The organism is Achromobacter sp. UBA4530 (assembly GCF_002388205.1).
Classification (GTDB): domain Bacteria; phylum Pseudomonadota; class Gammaproteobacteria; order Burkholderiales; family Burkholderiaceae_B; genus Achromobacter; species Achromobacter animicus.
In genome coordinates this window covers 537,272-556,638 of sequence record NZ_DGMA01000008.1, presented here as the reverse complement: position 1 = coordinate 556,638, position 19,367 = coordinate 537,272, and the positions used below count along the sequence as shown (strand labels likewise).

Genomic DNA, 19,367 nt, shown 5'->3' with positions numbered 1-19,367 from the left:
CCGCTCAGCAGCTTTCGAGTCCCAGCAGTTGCTTGAGCGCGGGCAGGTCCAGGATGCGGACTTCGCGCTGGTTGATCTTGATGAGGCCGTCGCGGGCAAAACGCGAGAACAGACGGCTGACCGTTTCCAGCGTCAGGCCCAGATAGTTGCCGATTTCTTCGCGGCTCATGCGCAGCACGAACTCGGTGGACGAGTAGCCCAGCGACGCATAGCGCTGCGAGAGGTTCAAGAGGAATGCGGCCAGGCGCTGTTCCGACCGCATGGAGCCCAGCGACGCCAGCATCTGGTGCGAGCGGGTGATCTCGCGGCTCATGAGGCGGCGGAATTGCTGTTGCAGCGACGGCAGGTGCGACGCGACGCGATCGACTTCGTTCAGGCGGATGACGCAGACCTCGGAATCTTCGAGGGCCACGGCGGCCGACACGTGCTTGCCATCCAGCATGCCGTCCATGCCGACGATCTCGCCGGGCAGATGGAAGCCGGTGATCTGGATCTGGCCGGTGGCGTCTTCAAGTTGCGTTTTCAAGCTGCCGAAGCGCACGCCGTAGACGGCGTCGAGCGGATGATCCAGCGAAAAGAGCGTCTTGCCTTTTTCCACGCGGACGCGCTCTTTGACCAGTTCGTCCAGCTTTTCGACTTCGGCGGCTGCCATGCCCACGGGAACGCAGACGTGACCCAGCATGCACGTGGAACAGTGGGCGGCATCAGGGGCAATGGGGACCCGTTTTTGCATACGATGACCTTTAGAGTGCCCATTGCACGGCGGGCGCCGGAACGGGTGTGAAGCACGAGACAGGCGTCTATTGTAGTCCGTTGTTACTACGGGTGTCTTACCGGGCGTCCTGCTTTGTTCTGGAAAGGCGATGAGCAATCCAGTCTTCCCCGGCGATATCGACCGCCGCGGCCCGAAACGCGGGGTTGATCGGATAGTACTCGCAGGGCAGCAGACTGGTCGGGCCGGCGCCTTCCAGACTGGCGGAAACCGTGCGGCGCACGAAGCAGCAGGGCTTGCCGGGCTGGTATTCCTCGATCTCGTCCATCAGGGCGATCAACGCCGGTTCCACCTGGAAAACGTCGCCGCGCACGCGCCGGCCGTCCTGCACGGGGATGAGCCCGGGCCAGTCGCCAAAATCGACCAGCATGCCGGGCACGCTGGCCGCGCCGACGTGGCTTGCGGCCGGCAAACCGCGCGCTGCGGCCGCCCGGGCGAGGTCGTTGATTTCGCCGGCCCGTAGGGTGCCGTACACAAAAACGTATATGCTCATTGCTCTGTTTGCTGGTGCACGTCGAAGAAGACCATGAGAGGCGCCGGGTGTTGAAATTGTCTCACCCGGCCACATATTCAGGTTATCGAGCCAGCCGGCACGGATCGGTCAGGCTCCCCACAAGCCAATACGACCATTATGCGATTCGACAAACTGACGACCAAGTTTCAACAAGCGTTGGCAGACGCCCAAAGTCTGGCCGCCCGCAACGACCATCCCTATATCGAACCTGTCCACGTGCTGTCCGCCCTGTTGTCGGATTCCGACAGCGGCGCGGGCAGTTTGCTGGCGCGTGCCGGCGTGGCGGTCAACCGACTGGGCCCGGCCCTGGAGTCCGCCCTGAAGGGCTTGCCGCAGGTGCAGGGCGAAGACAACGTGCAGGTGGGCCGCGACCTGCAGGGCGTGCTGACCCGTACCGACAAGGAAGCCTCCCGGCGCGGTGACACCTATATCGCCAGCGAACTCTTCCTGCTTGCGCTGGCCGACGACAAGGGTGAAGCCGGCCGCATCCTGCGCGACGCGGGCCTGCAGAAAAAGGCCCTGGAAGCGGCGATCGACGCCGTGCGCGGCGGCGAGAACGTGTCGGGCGCGGAAGGCGAGGCCAACCGCGAGGCCCTTTCCAAGTACACGCTGGACCTGACCGAGCGCGCCCGCCAGGGCAAGCTGGATCCGGTCATCGGCCGCGACGACGAAATCCGCCGCACCATCCAGATCCTGCAGCGCCGGACCAAGAACAATCCCGTGCTGATCGGCGAACCCGGCGTCGGCAAGACCGCCATCGTCGAAGGCCTGGCGCAGCGCATCGTCAACGACGAAGTGCCCGAGACCCTGCGCGGCAAGCGCGTGCTGTCGCTGGACCTGGCGGCGCTGCTGGCGGGCGCCAAGTTCCGCGGCGAATTCGAAGAGCGCCTGAAGGCCGTGCTGAAAGAGCTGGGCCAGGACGACGGCCGCAACATCGTGTTCATCGACGAGCTGCACACCATGGTGGGTGCGGGCAAGGCCGAAGGCGCGATGGATGCGGGCAACATGCTCAAGCCGGCGCTCGCGCGCGGCGAGCTGCATTGCATCGGCGCCACCACGCTGGACGAATACCGCAAGTACATCGAGAAGGACGCGGCGCTTGAGCGGCGCTTCCAGAAGGTGCTGGTCGACGAGCCCGACGTGGAATCCACCATCGCCATCCTGCGCGGCCTGCAAGAGCGCTACGAAATCCACCACGGCGTCGAGATCACCGACCCGGCCATCGTCGCGGCCGCCGAGCTGTCGCATCGCTACATCACCGACCGCTTCCTGCCCGACAAGGCCATCGACCTGATCGACGAGGCCGGTGCGCGCATCCGCATGGAGATCGACTCCAAGCCGGAAGTGATGGACAAGCTGGACCGCCGCATCATCCAGCTCAAGATCGAGCGCGAGGCCGTCAAGAAGGAAACGGACGACGCCTCCAAGCGCCGCCTGGGCGTCATCGAGGACGAGCTGCAAAAGCTGCAGCGCGAGTACAACGACTTCGAGGAAATCTGGAAGGCCGAGAAGGCCGCGGTGCAAGGCACGCAAGCCATCAAGGAAGAGATCGACAGCGTCCGCGCCGAAATGGCGGAACTGCAGCGCAAGGGCCAATTCGACAAGCTGGCCGAGCTGCAATACGGCAAGCTGCCGGATCTTGAGGCACGTCTGAAGGCCGCCGAGGTGGGCGCTGCCGAGGCCGCCGAAAACGCCGAAGGCGACGAATCGCGTCCGCGCCTCTTGCGCACGCGTGTCGGCGCCGAGGAAATCGCCGAAGTCGTGTCGCGCGCCACCGGCATTCCGGTGTCGAAGATGATGCAGGGCGAACGCGAAAAGCTGCTGCACATGGAAGAGTTCCTGCACAAGCGCGTGGTGGGTCAGGACGAGGCCGTGCGCCTCGTGTCCGACGCCATCCGCCGTTCGCGTGCGGGGCTGGCGGATCCGGCGCGTCCGTATGGCTCGTTCCTGTTCCTGGGCCCCACCGGCGTCGGCAAGACCGAGCTGACGCGTGCGCTGGCTGAGTTCCTGTTCGACTCTGAAGAGCACATGATCCGCATCGACATGAGCGAGTTCATGGAGAAGCATTCGGTGGCGCGGCTGATCGGCGCGCCGCCGGGATACGTGGGCTACGAAGAGGGCGGCTACCTGACCGAGGCCGTGCGGCGCAAGCCCTACAGCGTGGTGCTGCTGGACGAAGTCGAAAAGGCGCACCCGGACGTGTTCAACGTGCTGCTACAAGTGCTGGACGACGGCCGCCTGACCGATGGCCAGGGCCGCACCGTCGATTTCCGCAACACGGTGATCGTCATGACGTCGAACCTGGGTTCGCACCATATCCAGACGCTGGCTGGCCAGCCGTACGACGTGGTCAAGGAAGTGGTGTGGGATGAACTGAAGCAGACGCTGCGGCCTGAATTCCTGAACCGCATCGACGAAGTGGTGGTGTTCCATGGCCTGGAAGCGCAGCACATCGAGTCCATCGCCCGCATCCAGCTTCGCCGTCTGGGCGAGCGCCTGGAAAAGCAGGAGATGCGGCTGGAGGTGACGGAACCGGCCCTGGCCGAACTGGCCCGCTCCGGCTTCGATCCGGTGTTTGGCGCGCGCCCCTTGAAGCGTGCGATCCAGCAGCAGATCGAGAACCCGGTGGCGCGCCTGATCCTGGAAGGCAGGTTCGGTCCGCGCGACGTGGTCCCAGTGGACTGGCAGGATGGCCAGTTCGTCTTCACCCGCACGTTGCAGTGATCGCGCTGCAATAAGCAAAATGCCCGGCGCGTAGCCGGGCATTTTTTTGTCTGCGCCGAGGCGCCGCAGCGCCGCCGCGCCGAACAGATCGGCGCGCCGCTGGGCAGTCACATCACTTCGCGACCGTCACGAACACCGGGTTCGAATAGAACCACAGGTCGTTGTAGTTGCGGGCGTTGATGGCGTTGAAGCGCGCCGCGTTGTCGGCAAAATCGACCTTCGCATCCGGCAGCGGTTCGCCCGCTGCGGTTTCGCCTGCCACGTCCACGCCAAGATTGGTGCCGCGCAGGCGCAGGTACTGGCTCTTGTCGGCTTTGATCGTGGTCGTGATGACGTTGTAGCCGTCCTCGTCGACCTTCCAGTCGGCCTTGGTGAAGCGGGCCAGTACGCGCGTCGTGGGGTTGGTGTCGGCGTCGTATTCCGGGGTGCCGGGTGCGGCGCGTTCGGTCACGTCGCCGACGATCAGGTCCACGTGGTTGACGGTGGGCTTGACGTAGGTGGGGTTGCCGCTTTCGATCGGGTACTCGTAGTTGTTGCGCTCGGGGCTGCGGAAGCGGATCGTGACCTCGACGGTTTCACCCTTGGCCGCCTGCAGTTCGCCGCCCATGTGCACGACGCCGGCCGCGCCCTTGGCCTGGAAGTCCAGCGCGTCGATCAGGTCGCCGAAGACGCCGAACATGCGGCCGCTCTTCAGGCCCGTGACCACGGCCGCCATGTCGTCGCCGTCCTTCCAGACGTACGTCTTCGAGTATTCGCCAGGCGCGTAGCCGCTGCTGTACAGACCCTGGCTCGTGCGGAAGTGGTAGTCCGAATCGGCCACGTTCCAGATGCGGCGGCCTTCGCCCAGCAGCGCGTCCCACGTGCCGCCCAGGTGCGCGACCAGGTAATCGGTGCCGCCGTACGTGCGGTTGGGCAGGAAGGCGTTGGTGTAGGCGGTGGCGTAGCCGCCACGGTCCGGTTCCATCTGGTTGCCGACCATGCCTTCGATCGCGAAGAAGACGCCCGGGGCCAGGTCATTCATCTCGCGCAGCTGGGCGATCGTGTACTTGCCCGCGTAGCGCGACGGGTGGTTCAGCAGCATGTAGCTGTCGGGGTACTTGTCGCGCAGCCACTTCAGCGCGGCCAGCGAGTCGGCGTGCGTGGTGAACGCGCGCGTTTCGCCGGACAGGCGCGAGACCAGCAGCGGGTCGAACAGGTTGGGATCACGGTTGGTGAACAGGTACTCGAACTCGGCCACGGCCTCCAGCGACCTGGGCGACTGCGGATCGTTGTAGCCGATGCCGATGTTCACGTGGTCATGCGTGGGCATGTCCCATTCGAACGACGAGAAGATGATCTTGCCGGCGTAGCGGCCCGCGGCCTGCGCCTGCTTGATGTAGGGCACTTCGTACTGCGCCATGCCTTGCGAGAACGGGATCGATCCGCCGGGCAGGTTGACGCCGGTATGGTCGCGGGCGGACAGGCGCAGATGGTTCGAGATGGCGGCCCAGTCCAGCTTGTAGCGGTCGAACGCCTGATCCAGCGCGCTTTCCAGGCTGACCTGCGCGTCGTCCGACTGGAACGTGTGCACGTGCAGATCGCCCGTGGACCACGCACCCGTTTCGACCGGCTTGGGTTGCTCTGCGGGCGGCGTCGGGTCGGTCACGACGGGCGGCGTCGGCTCAGGGGTGACCACCTCGTCATCGTCATCGCTGCCACCGCAAGCGCTCAGCAGGGTCACGCAAGCCAGCGACAAGGGCATGATGGCTCGCCGCAGGCGGGATACTTCGAACTGCATCTACAACACTCCAACGTCATGTCGGCATGCAACGCGCATGCCGCAAAGCGCGCAACTATGCGGGCGGGGAATGACGTGGGAATGACAGTGGCGCGCCGGATGTCGATTTCCGTGCGCCTGGCGTTGTCTTCAGCAGCTATTTTTTTGCGGCTCGGCCTTCGGCCAGCGCCTGCGTGATGATGGCGTTCGCGGTCCAGCGCACCACATCGGTGACCTCGGGCAGGTCGAGCTTCCAGATGTCCTTGAGCACCAGGAACACCTCGGTGCCGTACACCAGCGACAGCGCCTGCGCGACGCGGTCCTGCTGCGCCGGTGTCAGGTCGGCGGCCAGGGGTGCGATGGCGCGCCTGAGGATGTCGACGCGGTGGCCGCGCACCAGTTGGGGCTCGGCGCCGGCCTTGCCGGCGCTGGCCTGCGCATGCTGTTGCAGTGACACCTGAATGGCAGCGCGCAGCGGCGCCTCGTGCGCCGCCAGCCGCGGATACGCGAAGCGCAACAACTCGTCGACGCGGGCCGCCGCGTCGGGCGCATCGGAATTCCACGCGAGGATGGGGCCCAGGCTTTCGTCCACCACGGCGGCGATCAGCGCGCTCTGACTGGGAAAGTAGCGGTAGGCGGTGGCGCGCGAGACTTGCGCGTGTTCGGCCAGCTCGGCGACCGAGGGCGTGACGCCTTGCGCCATCAATTGCTGGGCGGCGTCGAGCAGGGTCTTGCGCATCCGTGCGCGCGGCCCGTGCGGGGGTTCGCCGCTGGCGGCTGCCTGCGGGCTGGCGGGGGCGATCAGCTTCGTGCCGGCCGCTGCCGAGGACGCCTTGCGGGCGGGGGATTCGGATTGACGTGAGACAGGTGTCTCAGTATGATTCTTTCGTCTCATTTCTGGATTCTACGGGCCTTTGGCCTCACATATCGAGGCGCGCACGCAGTGTAGCCGCCCGCGGAGGAGTCATGACGCATACCAAGCAGCGGGTCTTTGTCGCCGCGACCTACGACACCAAGGGCCACGAGGCCGACTACGTGGCGGATCTGCTCCGGCGCGAGGGGCTGGACGTGGTGTCGGTGGATGTCTCGACCTCGGGTGCGCCCAGCGCCGCGCAGGTCTCGGCGCAAGAGGTCGCGCGCAGCCACCCGGACGGCGCCGCGGCCGTCTTCACGGGCGACCGGGGCACAGCGATTGCGGCCATGGCTCTTGCGTTCGAGCGCTACGCCGCCGGTAACGCGGAAATCGGCGCGCTGCTGGGCCTGGGCGGCTCGGGTGGCACGGCGCTCATCACGCCGGCCATGCGCGCGCTGCCCATCGGCACGCCCAAGGTGATGGTGTCCACGATGGCGTCCGGCAATGTCGCGCCGTATGTGGGGCCGTCGGACATCGCGATGATGTATTCCGTGACCGACGTGGCGGGCCTGAACCGCATCTCGCGCCGCGTGCTGGCCAATGCGGCCGGCGCGATCGGCGGCGCGTTCCGCCAGGCGTCGGCCGCGGCGGCTGACGATGGCCGGCCGGCGGTGGGCATCACCATGTTCGGCGTCACCACGGCCTGCGTGCAGCAAGTCACGCCGCTCCTGGAGTCGCAGTTTGATTGCCTGGTGTTCCATGCCACTGGCACGGGCGGGCAGTCGATGGAAAAGCTGCTGGACAGCCGCCTGCTTGCCGGTGTGCTGGACCTGACCACGACTGAGGTCTGCGACCTGCTGTTCGGCGGCGTGCTGGCCTGCACCGATGACCGCTTTGGCGCGGTGGCGCGCACGGGCGCGCCGTATGTCGGGTCGTGCGGCGCGCTGGACATGGTGAACTTCGGCGCGATGGACACCGTGCCCGAACGCTACCGCGCCCGACGCTTCTATCCCCACAACCCGCAAGTCACGCTGATGCGCACGACCGCAGAGGAAAACACGCGGCAGGGCGAATGGATCGCCGACCGGCTGAATCGTTGCGACGGCCCGGTGCGCTTTCTGATCCCCGAAGGCGGCGTGTCCGCCCTGGATGCGCCGGGCCAGGCGTTCTGGGACCCCGAGGCCGACGCGGCGCTGTTTGCCGCGCTGAAGGCCAACCTGCGGCAGACGGCGGACCGCCGCCTGATCCGCGTGCCTTGCCACATCAACGATCCGCTGTTCGCCAGGACGGCGGTCGACCACTTTCTTGAAATTGCCGCACATTGAAGGATTGCCGCCATGCCGCGTTTTGACCGTAACGAACTGCTGGACAAGTTTCGCGCCATGGTGCGCGCGCGCACGCCCATCGTGGGCGGGGGCGCGGGCACCGGGCTGTCGGCCAAGTGCGAGGAAGCGGGCGGCATCGACCTCATCGTGATCTACAACTCGGGCCGCTACCGCATGGCGGGCCGCGGCTCGCTCGCGGGCCTGCTGGCCTACGGCAACGCGAACGAGATCGTCGTGGACATGGGCCGCGAAGTGCTGCCGGTGGTCAAGAAGACGCCGGTGCTGGCCGGCGTGAACGGCACCGACCCGTTCTGCGACTTCGACGTGTTCCTGGACGACCTGAAACGGCAGGGCTTTGCCGGCGTGCAGAACTTTCCCACTGTCGGCCTCATCGACGGCAACTTCCGCGCCAATCTTGAAGAGACCGGCATGGGCTATGCGCTGGAAGTCGACATGATCCGTCTGGCGCATCAAAAGGGCATGCTGACGACGCCGTACGTCTTCAACGAGGACGACGCCGTCGCCATGGCCCGCGCGGGCGCGGACATCATCGTGGCGCACATGGGGCTGACCACCGGCGGGTCCATTGGCGCTGAAACGGCGCTGACGCTGGATGATTGCGTGGGCGCCATCGACCGTATTGCCGAGGCTGCGCTGGCGGTGCGCCCGGATATCATCGTGCTGTGCCACGGCGGCCCGATCGCGACGCCCGACGACGCGGCCCACGTGCTGCGGGCGTGCATGCATTGCCACGGCTTCTATGGCGCCAGCTCGATGGAACGCCTGCCGACCGAACAGGCCCTGACGGCCGCCACGCGTGAATTCAAGAACCTGACCTTCTGATCCCCATCGCCGCAGTTTTCGGCTTATTCGACACGCATTGCGTATAACGGAGCCCGTATGCCGCATACCGTACACATCACCGCTGTCGTCCACGCACCTTTGAACAAGGTCTGGCCGCTGTTCCGGGATTTCAACGGCCTGGCAGGCTGGCATCCCGGCGTCGCGGAGAGCCGGCTGGAAGCGGGCGGCCGCCAAGACGCCGTGGGCTCGGTGCGGCATCTGACCCTCAAGCCTTCCGGCTTCGTGCGGGAGCAGCTTTTGATGCTGGACGATCCCAATACCGAGCTGCGGTATTCGATCATCGAGACGGATCTTCCGATGCGCGATTATGTCGCGGGCGTGGCGCTGCATCCGGTCACCGAGGGCGGCGGCACGCTGGTGCAATGGTGGGCTGATTTCCGCGTCGAGGGGGCAGCGTTGAACGATGTCGCTGCGGCGGTCGGGCAGAACGTGTTCGCGGCGGGATTGGCCGCGTTGGACGAGAAGCTGCGCGCGGGTGTCTGACACCCGATTTCCATGGGCGGCGCCGGTCAGCACGCGGGTGACACCCGCGCACCTAGTGCTTCCGCCGTGTGGCGGACAGGCGGCGGCAGCCTGCGGGAAGCGGGGCCGTGCGCAGGTACTCGTGGATCGATGCGATCAACGCCTGCGCGGCCGGGCTCAGCGGATATTCCTTGTTGCGGATGATGCATAGCGTGCGGACCACCGTGGGCCGGGCCAGCAGCGCGTAGGCCAGCCCCGGCTCCATCACGCGTTGCGCGGCCAGCGCCGGCAGCAGCGCGACGCCCATGCCTGCCTTGACCAGCGCGGCCTGCGACGTGGTGCTCGATGCTTCATAGAACGGCGCCGCCGCCTCGATGGGCAGGTCGGCGCGGGCGCGCAGCAGGGCCATGATGCCCGTTTCATCCACCACCCCAACCAGCTTGCGGCCGGTCAGGTCGGACCAGCGCATGGCGCCGTCGCGCCCCGGGCGCAGCGTGGCGTCGTCCTGGCGGTAGAGCACACCGAAGCGGTCTTCGAGCAAGGCGTCGAATTGCAGGCCGGGGGCGTCGGCCCAGCGGCTGGTCAGCCCGAAATCGACCTCGCGCGCGGCCACTTTGCGTTGGATGCGGCCGGAGTTGTCGTCGCTGAGATAAAGCCGCACCGCCGGATACTGCGCCGCGAACACGGCGGCGGCGGGCGCGATGAGCTGCGTGATGGCCGACGGCGCCGCCGCCACGCCGACGCGTCCGCGTTCCAGCGCGCCAAAACGCACCACGTCCTCGATCACGCCGTCAAAGTCCGCCAGCAGCCGCATGACGCGCGGCAGGAATTCCTCGCCGGCCGGCGTCAGCAGCACGCGCCGGCTGGTGCGCGCAAAGAGCTGGGTGCCCAGCGCGTCTTCAAGCTGGCGAACCAGGCTGGTGACGGACGACTGCGTCTGGAACAGGCGTTTGGCGGCATGCGTGAAGCTGGACTCCTGGGCAACCGCCACAAAGGCGGTCAGGTGCTTCAAGGTGACGTGCTTGGGCAGGCGATGCATTTCAAAACGCGATAGATGGATCAATAAAAACAATTTTTCCAGATTGATCGCGCGGACGATACTAGGTCCTTCACCAAGGCAGGAACACCATGCAGGAGACTTTGGATCTGATCATCGAAGGCGGCTGGCTCATCGACGGGCTGGGCGGTCCGCGCAGGCGCGCCGATGTGGGCGTGGCGGGCGAACGCATTGCGGCGATCGGGGACCTGTCGAAGGTGCCAGCGGCCACGCGCGTGAACGTCGCGGGCAAGATCGTGGCGCCCGGCTTCATCGATGTGCACGGTCACGACGATCTGATGTTCGTGGAAAAGCCCGATCTGGCATGGAAGACGAGCCAGGGCATCACCTCGGTTGTCGTGGGCAATTGCGGCGTCAGCGGTGCGCCCGCACCGCTGCCGGGCAACACCGCGGCGGCGCTGGCGCTGTTGGGCGAGACGCCGCTCTTCGCCAGCATGACGCACTATTTCGACGAGCTGCGCGAGCGTCAGCCGGTCATCAATGTGGCCGCGCTGGTGGGCCACGCGAACCTGCGTCTTGCCGCAATGCGCGATCCGACTGCGCAGCCCACGACCGGCGAGCAAACCGCCATGCAGCAGATGCTGGCCGACGCGCTGGACGCGGGCGCCTTGGGCTTCAGCACGGGTCTGGCCTATCAGCCGGGCGGGGTCGCGCAGCCGCCCGAACTGGAAGGGCTGGCCCGCGTGGCGGCGGCGCGCGGCGCGATGCACACCAGCCATATCCGCAATGAGGGCGACGCGGTCGAGGCGGCCGTCGACGAGGTGCTGGCCATCGGCCGCAACACCGGCTGCGCGACCGTGCTGTCGCATCACAAGTGCATGATGCCGCGCAACTGGGGCAAAAGCGCCGCCACGCTGGCCAACATCGACCGTGCCCGCGCCGAGGGCGTGGACGTGGCTTTGGACATCTACCCGTATCCCGGCAGTTCCACCATCCTGATCCCGGAGCGCGCCGACACCATCGACGACATCCGCATCACGTGGTCGACGCCGCACCCCGAATGCAACGGCGAGTACCTGAGCGACATTGCGGCACGCTGGGGCTGCGACAAGACCACGGCGGCCGAACGCCTGTGCCCGGCCGGGGCGATCTATTTTGCGATGGACGAGAACGAGGTCCGCCGCATCTTTCAGCACGAATGCTGCATGGTCGGGTCCGATGGCCTGCCCAATGACGCGCATCCGCATCCCCGGCTGTGGGGCAGTTTCACGCGCGTGCTGGGGCGCTACGTGCGCGAGGCGCAGCTTGTCACGCTGGAGGCGGCGGTGGCAAAGATGACCGCGTTGCCGGCCCGCGTCTTCGGGCTGGCGGACCGTGGCCGGATTGCCGCGGGCGCGTGGGCGGACATTGTGGTGTTCGATGCCGATACGGTGATCGATCGCGCCACCTGGGAAGCGCCGACGCTCGCGTCTGCCGGCGTGGAGCACGTGCTGGTCAATGGCACGCCGGTTTTTCCGGCCACGGCAGACACCCCGCGGCCCGGCCGCATTCTTCGCCGCGATCAGGCCGCGGCCCAACCCCTTCCATAACAACAGCCGTACCAGGAGACCCAACATCATGATCCGCAAGACTTGCGCCGCCCTGGCGCTGGCCGCCGCGCTGCCGGCCGCTCACGCCGCCTTTCCCGACCGCCCCATCACGCTGATAGTGCCGTTCCCGGCGGGCGGTCCCACGGACATCGTCGGCCGCGTGGCCGCGGCCAAGGCAGGCGAAATTCTGGGCCAGCAGATCGTCGTAGAGAACCGCACGGGCGCGTCGGGCACCATCGGCATGACGGCCACCGCGCGGGCCAAGCCGGACGGCTACACCGTGGGCCTGGCCACCGTCAGCACGCACGGCACGGCGCCGCACCTGTTTCCCAACCTGGCCTATGACCCGGTCAAGGACTTCACGCCCATCAGCAACCTGGTGACCAGCCCCAACATCCTCAGCGTGAATCCGAACTTTCCGGCCAAGACGCTGGCCGAGTTCGTGACCCACGTGCGCGCCAATCCGGGCAAGGACGGCTACGCGAACGCGGGTGCAGGCGGCGTGAACGACCTGGGCATGATCTGGTTCCTGCAGATCATCGGCGGCAAGATGAACAGCATTTCCTATCGTGGTTCGGCGCCGGCGCTGACCGACACGGTGGGCGGCGTGGTGCCGGTGATCTTCGACAACTTTCCGTCGTCGCTGCCGTACGTCAAGAGCAATCACCTGAAACCCCTGGCGATTACCGGAACGGCGCGCAATCCGCGACTGCCCGACGTGCCGACCTTTGCCGAGCAGGGCTACAAGGATTACGACGTGACGGCCTGGTACGGCGTGGTGGGGCCGGCCAACATGCCGGCCGACGTGCGCGACAAGCTGGCGGATGCCTTTGCGCGCGCGGTGCGCGATCCGGCGACCGCGGCAAAGATGGAAGAGACCGGCGCGTTCCCGCTGGGCAACACGCCGGCGCAGTTTGGTGAGCAGATCAGCACCGAACGCGATCGCTGGAAGACGGTGATCGAGCGGGCGCAGATCAAGCTGCAGTAGGGACTCGGGAAACGCGGGCCGCGTGCGTCGTCAATACACGTCGCGCCGGTAGCGGCCCGCATGCTGCAGGGCCTGCAGGCGGTCCGCGCCCAGGATGTCCTGCAGCGCGGCATCCACGCCGCCCGCCATGCCTTGCAGGCTGCCGCAGACATACACGGCGGCGCCGGCGTCCACCCAGGCACGCACGGCGTCCGCCTGGTCGCGCAGGCAGTGCTGCACATAGCGGCGCTCGGGCTGGTCGCGCGAAAACACCGCATCCACGCGTTCCAATGTGCCGTCTTGCCGCCAGGCGTCGATCTCATCGCGGCAGAACCCGTCGCAAGCGGCGTTGCGCTCGCCGAAGATCAGCCAGTTGCGGCGGTGGCCGGCAGCGCGGCGCGCTTTGATCAGCGCGCGCAGGCCCGCAAGGCCGGTGCCGTTGCCGATCAGAATCAGCGGTCGGTCGTCAGCCGGCGGGTGGAAATTTCGGTTCGTGCGTACACGCAAGGCGATCTCGTCGCCGGTCTGCGCAATGTGCGTGAGCCAGCCGCTGCCCAGACCCAACGCGCCATCGGCGCCTTGCATCTGGCGCACCAGCAGCTGGATGGCGCCGTCAGCGGGCAGCGAAGCGATGGAGTATTCACGATGCGCCTCCAGCGCGCCGCCGTGTTCGCGCCGGGGGCCGATTTCGGCGATGTCGCCCGCCTGCCATGCTGCCGTGCTCTCGGGCGGCGGCGACAACGTCAGCAGATAGCATGGGCCGCCCTGGCTGCCGGGATTCAGCAGTGTCCGGCCCGCCAGGCGCCAAGTGTCGTAGACGGGCGCTTCCCAATCGGGCAAATCGCTGCGGCCGGCCAGCAGGCCCAGATGATGCTGCCAGTGGCGCAGCGCGGCCGCGTCGTCGTTGTCGACCTCGACCAGATCGAACAACGGCGTCGCGCCTTGCGCGTGCAGCCAGTCGTTCAACCGGTGGCCAAAGCCGCAGAACTGCGCGTACTCGCTGTCGCCGAGCGCCAGGACGGCATATTGCGCGCCGGCCAGCTCGGCGCCCTGTGGCGTCTGCTGCATCTGGCCGGCAAACGCCGCGGCTGCATCGGGCGGATCGCCCTCGCCGTAGGTGCTGACGACAAACAGCATGCGCCGGTAGGCGGCCAGGCGTTGAAGGTCCAGTTGGTCCAGCGAGGCGACGCGCACGGTCAGACCGCCGGCGCGCAGAGATTCCGCAGTCTGCATGGCCAGCGACTCGGCATAGCCGGTCTGGCTGGCGTAGGCCACCAGCACCGCGTCTTCGGGCGCGGGTGCGCTCAGCGCCTGCAGCGCCAGCGCGTGTTGCGCATGCTGGCGGCGGGCGCGTTGCCAGGCCCACAGGCACAGCAGCAGCCAGGTCAGCACCACGCACGTTGCCGCGATGAATCGGGTGTGCAACATGGGCATTCAGGTGGCCAGGGCCAGGGCTTCAAACGGCGGGGTGGCGACGACGCGCCAGGCGTCTTCGCTGCGCACGATGAACAGCGCGGCGAGGGCATGGCGGCGCGCATAGGCCAGCCCCTCGGCTTCGCCCAGCACCGTCAGCACGGTGGCCAGCGCGTCGGCCTGCATGCAGACGGGGTGCAGCACGGTTACCGAGGCGACCGCGTTGCGTACCGGGTGGCCGGTGCGCGGGTCGATCGTGTGGGCGTAGCGCGCATCGCCGTCGCCGGCGTGGCGCCGGTAGTCGCCCGACGTGGCGATGCTGCAGTTGTGCAGCGGCAAGGCCAGCGCATGGTCGTCGCTGGCGTCGGGGACTTCGATGGCGACGCGCCAGGATTGTCCGTCGGGACGCTTGCCGCGGGCGCGCAACTCGCCGCCGACTTCGACCAGGTAATCGGTGATGCCCAAGGCATCGAGCGCCATCGCCGCGCGGTCCACGCCGTACCCCTTGGCGATGGACGACAGGTCCAGATAGACGCCGCCGGGCTGCCAGGCCGCGCGGCGGTCTTGGTCCAGCGGCACGCGCCGCCAGCCGCAACGATCAAGCGCGGTCTGGATGGCGGCCGGAGAGGGCGGTTCAAAGGCGCGCTGGTGCGGCCCGAAACCCCAGGCGTTGACCAGCGGCCCCACGGTGGGATCGTAGGCGCCGCCGCTGTCCTCGGCCAGCATCAGCGCATGATGCAGCACATGGAAAAACTCGGGCGGCAGCGTCTGCCACCCGGACTCGGCACGGTTGTAGCGTGTGATGTCCGAGTCTGCTTCCCAGGTGCTCATTTGCGCGACGACCTGGTCCAGCGCGGCCTGGATGCCTTGCCGCGCTGACGCTTCGGTCACGCCCGCCGGCAGCGCCAGGCGCGCGGACCAGGTGGTGCCCATGGTGGCGCCGGCCAACGCGGCCGGGCGCGCCGGCATTGCGCCATAGGCGACGCGAACGGCCGGGGCCGCCGCGTTGCGCGGTGCGAAGGAAGCAGAGGTCGCCACGCGCGCGCCTTTGCCTTACGGTTGCAGCACTTCGACAGTGCCGGCGTACGACAGGCGGCGCTTCTTGGCCTGCGGCACGGTGACCTTGGCGTCTTCCATGCCGGCTTCGATCCAGTACAGGCCGGGCTGCGGCCACTTCACCGAGAACTTGCCGTCCTTGTCGGTCTTGATCTGGATTTCGCCGACCTTGTCGCGATAGCGGCTGCCGCCGGGCACGACGTTCACGTCCAGGTCGGCGGCGGGCTTGCCGTCCAGCAGCATCTGGAACGTGGCCGCTTCGTCGGTGAAGAGGTCGTTCGGGTGCGTCACGGGCGCCAGCTCCAGGCCACGGCCCACGGGCTTGACGGCCGAGGGCTTGCCGGCGGTGACGAAGGTCTCGACCCGGCCCAGGCTCTGCGAGACTTCAAGCTCGTCGGCCTTGGCCGGCACGGCCTGCGCCATGCCTTCCACCTTGCCGAAGTAGCGCTTGTTCTTGCCGTCTTCCTTCCAGCGCGCGAACACGCCGTCGTTGACCACGGCAACGCGGTAGGTGCCGGCTTGTTTCAACTGCAGGTCGAACGTGCTGCGCAGCTTGCCGCGGTTGATGTTCTCGGCTTCGGCGGCATTGCCGTCAGGCGCGGTGACGGTCAGGCCGTCCAGGCGCAGCGGCGCGTGGTTGAAGTAGAACTTGTCGTTGCCGACCGCGGCGTCCACGGTGATCCAGCTGTCGGTGCCCGACAGCACCGTCGAGGACGGCACGATCCAGACGTCATGGGCGTGAGCGGCAAAGGGCAGGCACAGCGCCAGGGCGGCGGCCAGTTTGGCGGCGGATTTCATCGTTGCGTTCCTTGCGTTTCTTGCGTTGCTTGCGTTGCTTGCGTTGCTTGCGTTGCTAAAGGGGCTGGTCACGAGGCCGGTCAGGGTTTGAGGTCGAGCGCGATGGCGCCCAGTTCGTGTTCGCCGCGCGCGCTCAGTTGCTCGGCCTTTTGCGGCGGCCATTGGAAGGGGATGCGCACCAGTTCGCGGCCGCCCACTTCGCGCGCGGCCTCGACCACCACCGCGTACTGGCCGGGCTTGAGCTGCGCGAGCGGCTTGCTGGCCGCGTCAAACGACAGCGCGTGCTTGCCCACGGGCTTGGTGGCGCCGCTGACGCCGTCCACCGGGAACTGCTGGTTGCGGCCGCTGCGGCGCCACCACTGGCGCATGTCCTTGAGCCATTCGGTGCCTTCGTTGTTCTTCTTGGCCACGTCGTACCAGACGGCCAGGTCGGTGGCCACGCTCTGGTCGGGGTTCTCGATCCAGATCGCCACGTACGGGCGGTGGTATTCGGCCACGTCCAGACGCGGCACCTCGATGGACAGGCCGATGTCTGCGGCGTGGGCCGTTCGTGCGATCAGGCCGGCGAGCAGCGCCGGCAACAGCAACTTGCGCATGGAAATCTCCAGGGCGTATCGATGGAATCAGTGAATGAAAAGCAGCGCCAGCACCAGCGGAATCACAACGCCCAGCCCCACCATGGGCCAGGTTGCGCAGCGGTTGCCGGCGTGCATCTTGAGCAGCACCAGTCCGGTCAGCGAGAACACCAGACAGGCGACGGCGAAGATGTCCAGGAACCAGCTCCAGGCCAGACCCGTGTTGCGGCCCTTGTGCAGGTCGTTCAGGTACGAGATCCAGCCGCGGTCGGTACGTTCGTATTCGATATCGCCGCTGGCGCGGTCGATGGACAGCCAGGCATCGCCGCCCGCGCGGGGCAGCGACAGGTAGACCTCGTCGGGGGACCACTCGGCCGTCTTGCCGGACGTCGAGGCGTCCAGCGTCTCGTCCAGCCAGGCGGCGACCGAGGCGGGCAGGGGCGCCTTTTTTGCCGCGGGCGCGGCTGCAAGCTGCTGGAGTTGGGCTTCGGGCAGATGGGCCTCGCGGCTGGTCACCACGGCCTTGGATTCGATGTGTGACGCGTTGTTCAGCGTCAGCCCCGTCACCGCGAACAACAGCATGCCCAGCAGGCAAAGCGCAGAACTGATCCAGTGCCACTGATGCAGTGTCTTGAGCCAGTAGGCGCGGCGGCGGGGAGCGGGTTGGGTGTCCATGGAATGTCGGGCAGGAAGCGGCCGGATTCTAGCATTTAATGAGAATTACTCTTAAAAAAGCGAGGCCTTTTCGCGCACGGAAATTTCAATCGATTTCGGCGGAAAGCGCCTTATTTGCCGAAGCTGAATGCAGGCTGAACGGGTGCGCCGGCCGACCAGCGGGACTAAGATAGGCCACCCTTTGCAAACACCGGAGGTCGTCATGCTGCAACAGCAAGTCGTGGATCAAATCGGTCGTCATTGGGGATGGGTGGCGCTTCGCGGCGTCGTCGCCATCCTGTTCGGGTTCATGGCCATGTTCATGCCGGCCATCACCTTGTCGGCGCTGGTGCTGGTGTGGGGCGCTTTCGCGCTGGTGGACGGAGTGCTGGCGCTGATCGCCGGATTCCGCATCCGCGACAACGGCAAACCGCTATGGGCGCTGATCATCGTGGGCCTGCTGGGCGTGGCGGCGGGTATAGTCACCTTTCTCTGGCCGGGGCTGACCGCGCTGATCCTGCTCTACATCATCGCGATCTGGGCGATCGTGGCGGGCGTATTCCAGATCATCGCCGCCGTGCGCTTTCGCAAGGCCATCCGCAACGAATGGCTGCTGGGCCTTTCCGGGCTGGTGTCGGTGGCCTTCGGCGCCATGCTGGTCATGCAGCCGGGCGCCGGCGCGCTGGCGCTGGTGTGGGTGATCGGGATCTATGCCGTGTTCTTCGGCATACTGCTGCTGGTCTTTTCCCTGCGTCTCAAACAACACGGCACCGTCTGACCTCCATGTCCGCCTATCAAACGCTGGTTCCCCTGAATTTTCTGGCCGTGGGCCTGGGCGCGATCCTTGGCGCGTGGTCCCGCTGGCTGGTCGGTCTGTGGCTGAATGCGGGCTCGTGGCCGTGGGGCACGCTGGCGGTCAATCTGGCGGGCGGGTATCTGGTAGGCGTGGTGCTGGCGCTGGTGGCCGGGCATCCCGAGTGGCCCGCCTGGGTGCGGCTTGGGGCCATCACCGGTTTCATGGGCGGGCTGACCACGTTCTCGACCTTCTCGGCCGAGACCGTAGCGATGCTGGAGCGTGGCGCATATGTCAGCGCGCTGGGCTATGCCGGGTTCAGTCTGGCCGGGTCACTGGCGCTGACGGCGGCGGGGCTGGCCACGGTCAGTCTGCTGCGCTAGGCACGTTGATGCGCGTGCTTTAGCGGCGATTGAAGCTGCGGGCGTGCCGCCGCCATTGACGCCTTGCGCGTGCCGCGCCGATCAGCCTCCGTCCGCCCGCGTGGCGACCGCCGCGGGCAGCCACGTCGGCTGGCCGGGCATGTCGTGCGCCTGCATGTTCATGCGGTATTCGTAGCGGTCTGGCCGGTAGCGGGCATGCAGCCACTCTACCGGCCGCCCGGACTCGTCGCGCACCACCCGGTGCAAGCTGAGCAGGGCCGACCCCACCGGCACCTCCAGCAATTCGGCGATGCCGGGCTCGGCCAGCACGGCTGAAATCGACTGTTCGGCCCGCGCCACGCGCACGCCCAGGTCGCGGAAGATGGCCAAGAGCGGTTTGGCGTCCAGATCCTGACGGCGGATGCGCTGGCCGATGTCATCCGGCACAAACGTGGTCAAGTAGGAAAACGGCTGGCCTTCGTGGCTGCGCACGCGCACGGCGCGCTGCACGGGTGCGCCGGGCGGCAGTTCCAGGCGAGCCGCCACCGGCGGCGGGGCGGGCGCGGTTTCCAGTTCCAGCAGGCGCACTTGCGTGTGCATGCCCATGCGGGCCAGGTGCGCCATCAGCGCGTCGATACCCGCACCGTGCTGCGGGCCCGGAAACTGCGCCGGCGGGGCCGCGAACGTGCCGCGCCCCTGCCGCCGCTCGATGAGGCCATCAGCCGCCAGCGCATCTAGCGAGCGCCGTATCGTCAGGCGGGACACGCCGTATTCGGCGGCCAGCGCGTTTTCGCCGGGCATCGCCCTGTCCGTGGCGAACCCGCCGGCTTCGAGCCGTTGCTTCAGCAGCAGATAGACCTTGTGATAAAGCGGCAGCGGGCTGTCGGGCACGG

Annotated in this window: 19 protein-coding genes; 8 read left to right on the top strand and 11 right to left on the bottom strand. The window is 67.2% G+C overall.

All coding sequences use genetic code 11. The features are described from left to right. Positions 1–4: 4 nt before the first annotated feature. A complete protein-coding gene (fnr, locus tag B2W22_RS09370; protein ID WP_175123532.1) occupies positions 5–733 on the bottom strand; it encodes a fumarate/nitrate reduction transcriptional regulator Fnr in 729 nt (242 codons plus the stop codon). A 97-nt stretch (positions 734–830) separates the two neighbouring features. Continuing rightward, the gene (locus B2W22_RS09365; RefSeq protein ID WP_175123531.1) at positions 831–1,265 is read right to left on the bottom strand and encodes a gamma-glutamylcyclotransferase family protein; all 435 of its coding nucleotides are present in this window, start codon (positions 1,263–1,265) and stop codon (positions 831–833) included. Between the two features lie 138 nt (positions 1,266–1,403). Between B2W22_RS09365 and clpB the strand changes: the two genes are divergently transcribed. After that, positions 1,404–4,010, top strand: a complete 2,607-nt coding sequence (gene clpB, locus B2W22_RS09360; RefSeq protein WP_175123530.1) for an ATP-dependent chaperone ClpB — start codon at positions 1,404–1,406, stop codon at positions 4,008–4,010. 112 nt (positions 4,011–4,122) lie between these two features. On the opposite strand, the gene B2W22_RS09355 is transcribed toward clpB, so the two are convergent. Next, positions 4,123–5,787 carry an S-layer protein gene (locus B2W22_RS09355; RefSeq protein ID WP_286937309.1) on the bottom strand — a complete coding sequence of 555 codons (1,665 nt, stop codon included), beginning with the start codon at positions 5,785–5,787 and terminating at the stop codon, positions 4,123–4,125. A gap of 136 nt (positions 5,788–5,923) precedes the next feature. Beyond that, the gene (locus B2W22_RS09350; protein ID WP_239215820.1) at positions 5,924–6,571 is read right to left on the bottom strand and encodes a TetR/AcrR family transcriptional regulator; all 648 of its coding nucleotides are present in this window, start codon (positions 6,569–6,571) and stop codon (positions 5,924–5,926) included. A 161-nt stretch (positions 6,572–6,732) separates the two neighbouring features. Here B2W22_RS09350 and B2W22_RS09345 point away from each other — a divergent pair, with 161 nt between their 5' ends. From B2W22_RS09345 to B2W22_RS09335, 3 genes are read left to right on the top strand one after another with little or no spacing between them, the layout of a single operon-like run. Continuing rightward, complete coding sequence (locus tag B2W22_RS09345; RefSeq protein WP_175123528.1) at positions 6,733–7,944, top strand: Tm-1-like ATP-binding domain-containing protein; 1,212 nt, start codon at positions 6,733–6,735, stop codon at positions 7,942–7,944. Positions 7,945–7,956: 12 nt separating this feature from the next. Continuing rightward, positions 7,957–8,787, top strand: a complete 831-nt coding sequence (locus B2W22_RS09340; protein ID WP_286937307.1) for a phosphoenolpyruvate hydrolase family protein — start codon at positions 7,957–7,959, stop codon at positions 8,785–8,787. A gap of 57 nt (positions 8,788–8,844) precedes the next feature. Then, positions 8,845–9,291: an SRPBCC family protein gene (locus tag B2W22_RS09335; protein ID WP_286937305.1), complete on the top strand. Its 447-nt coding sequence runs from the start codon at positions 8,845–8,847 to the stop codon at positions 9,289–9,291. 52 nt (positions 9,292–9,343) lie between these two features. On the opposite strand, the gene B2W22_RS09330 is transcribed toward B2W22_RS09335, so the two are convergent. Continuing rightward, positions 9,344–10,309, bottom strand: a complete 966-nt coding sequence (locus B2W22_RS09330) for a LysR family transcriptional regulator (RefSeq protein WP_286937304.1) — start codon at positions 10,307–10,309, stop codon at positions 9,344–9,346. A gap of 89 nt (positions 10,310–10,398) precedes the next feature. Here B2W22_RS09330 and B2W22_RS09325 point away from each other — a divergent pair, with 89 nt between their 5' ends. Beyond that, positions 10,399–11,856 carry an N-acyl-D-amino-acid deacylase family protein gene (locus tag B2W22_RS09325; protein ID WP_286937302.1) on the top strand — a complete coding sequence of 486 codons (1,458 nt, stop codon included), beginning with the start codon at positions 10,399–10,401 and terminating at the stop codon, positions 11,854–11,856. A gap of 28 nt (positions 11,857–11,884) precedes the next feature. Next, a complete protein-coding gene (locus B2W22_RS09320; protein WP_175123523.1) occupies positions 11,885–12,844 on the top strand; it encodes a tripartite tricarboxylate transporter substrate binding protein BugE in 960 nt (319 codons plus the stop codon). A 30-nt stretch (positions 12,845–12,874) separates the two neighbouring features. Here B2W22_RS09320 and B2W22_RS09315 read toward each other — a convergent pair whose 3' ends face one another. The 5 genes from B2W22_RS09315 to B2W22_RS09295 all read right to left on the bottom strand — a co-directional run bounded on the left by B2W22_RS09315 (position 12,875) and on the right by B2W22_RS09295 (position 17,340). After that, positions 12,875–14,251: a sulfite reductase subunit alpha gene (locus B2W22_RS09315; protein WP_414631945.1), complete on the bottom strand. Its 1,377-nt coding sequence runs from the start codon at positions 14,249–14,251 to the stop codon at positions 12,875–12,877. A gap of 6 nt (positions 14,252–14,257) precedes the next feature. Then, positions 14,258–15,205, bottom strand: coding sequence for an FAD:protein FMN transferase (locus B2W22_RS09310; RefSeq protein ID WP_286937353.1), 948 nt, complete (start codon positions 15,203–15,205; stop codon positions 14,258–14,260). 84 nt (positions 15,206–15,289) lie between these two features. Beyond that, positions 15,290–16,090: a DUF4198 domain-containing protein gene (locus B2W22_RS09305; protein ID WP_175123521.1), complete on the bottom strand. Its 801-nt coding sequence runs from the start codon at positions 16,088–16,090 to the stop codon at positions 15,290–15,292. Between the two features lie 80 nt (positions 16,091–16,170). Further along, the gene (locus tag B2W22_RS09300; protein ID WP_056562769.1) at positions 16,171–16,686 is read right to left on the bottom strand and encodes a DUF2271 domain-containing protein; all 516 of its coding nucleotides are present in this window, start codon (positions 16,684–16,686) and stop codon (positions 16,171–16,173) included. Between the two features lie 27 nt (positions 16,687–16,713). Next, positions 16,714–17,340, bottom strand: a complete 627-nt coding sequence (locus B2W22_RS09295) for a PepSY-associated TM helix domain-containing protein (protein WP_286937300.1) — start codon at positions 17,338–17,340, stop codon at positions 16,714–16,716. 202 nt (positions 17,341–17,542) lie between these two features. Here B2W22_RS09295 and B2W22_RS09290 point away from each other — a divergent pair, with 202 nt between their 5' ends. Beyond that, complete coding sequence (locus B2W22_RS09290) at positions 17,543–18,097, top strand: HdeD family acid-resistance protein (RefSeq protein ID WP_056562763.1); 555 nt, start codon at positions 17,543–17,545, stop codon at positions 18,095–18,097. A 5-nt stretch (positions 18,098–18,102) separates the two neighbouring features. After that, positions 18,103–18,495 (top strand): fluoride efflux transporter CrcB, encoded by a 393-nt coding sequence (locus B2W22_RS09285; protein ID WP_175123518.1) that lies wholly within the window; start codon positions 18,103–18,105, stop codon positions 18,493–18,495. Between the two features lie 81 nt (positions 18,496–18,576). Here the strand turns inward: B2W22_RS09285 and B2W22_RS09280 are convergent, their stop codons facing one another. Further along, positions 18,577–19,365 carry a GntR family transcriptional regulator gene (locus B2W22_RS09280; RefSeq protein WP_175123517.1) on the bottom strand — a complete coding sequence of 263 codons (789 nt, stop codon included), beginning with the start codon at positions 19,363–19,365 and terminating at the stop codon, positions 18,577–18,579. Positions 19,366–19,367 lie beyond the last annotated feature (2 nt).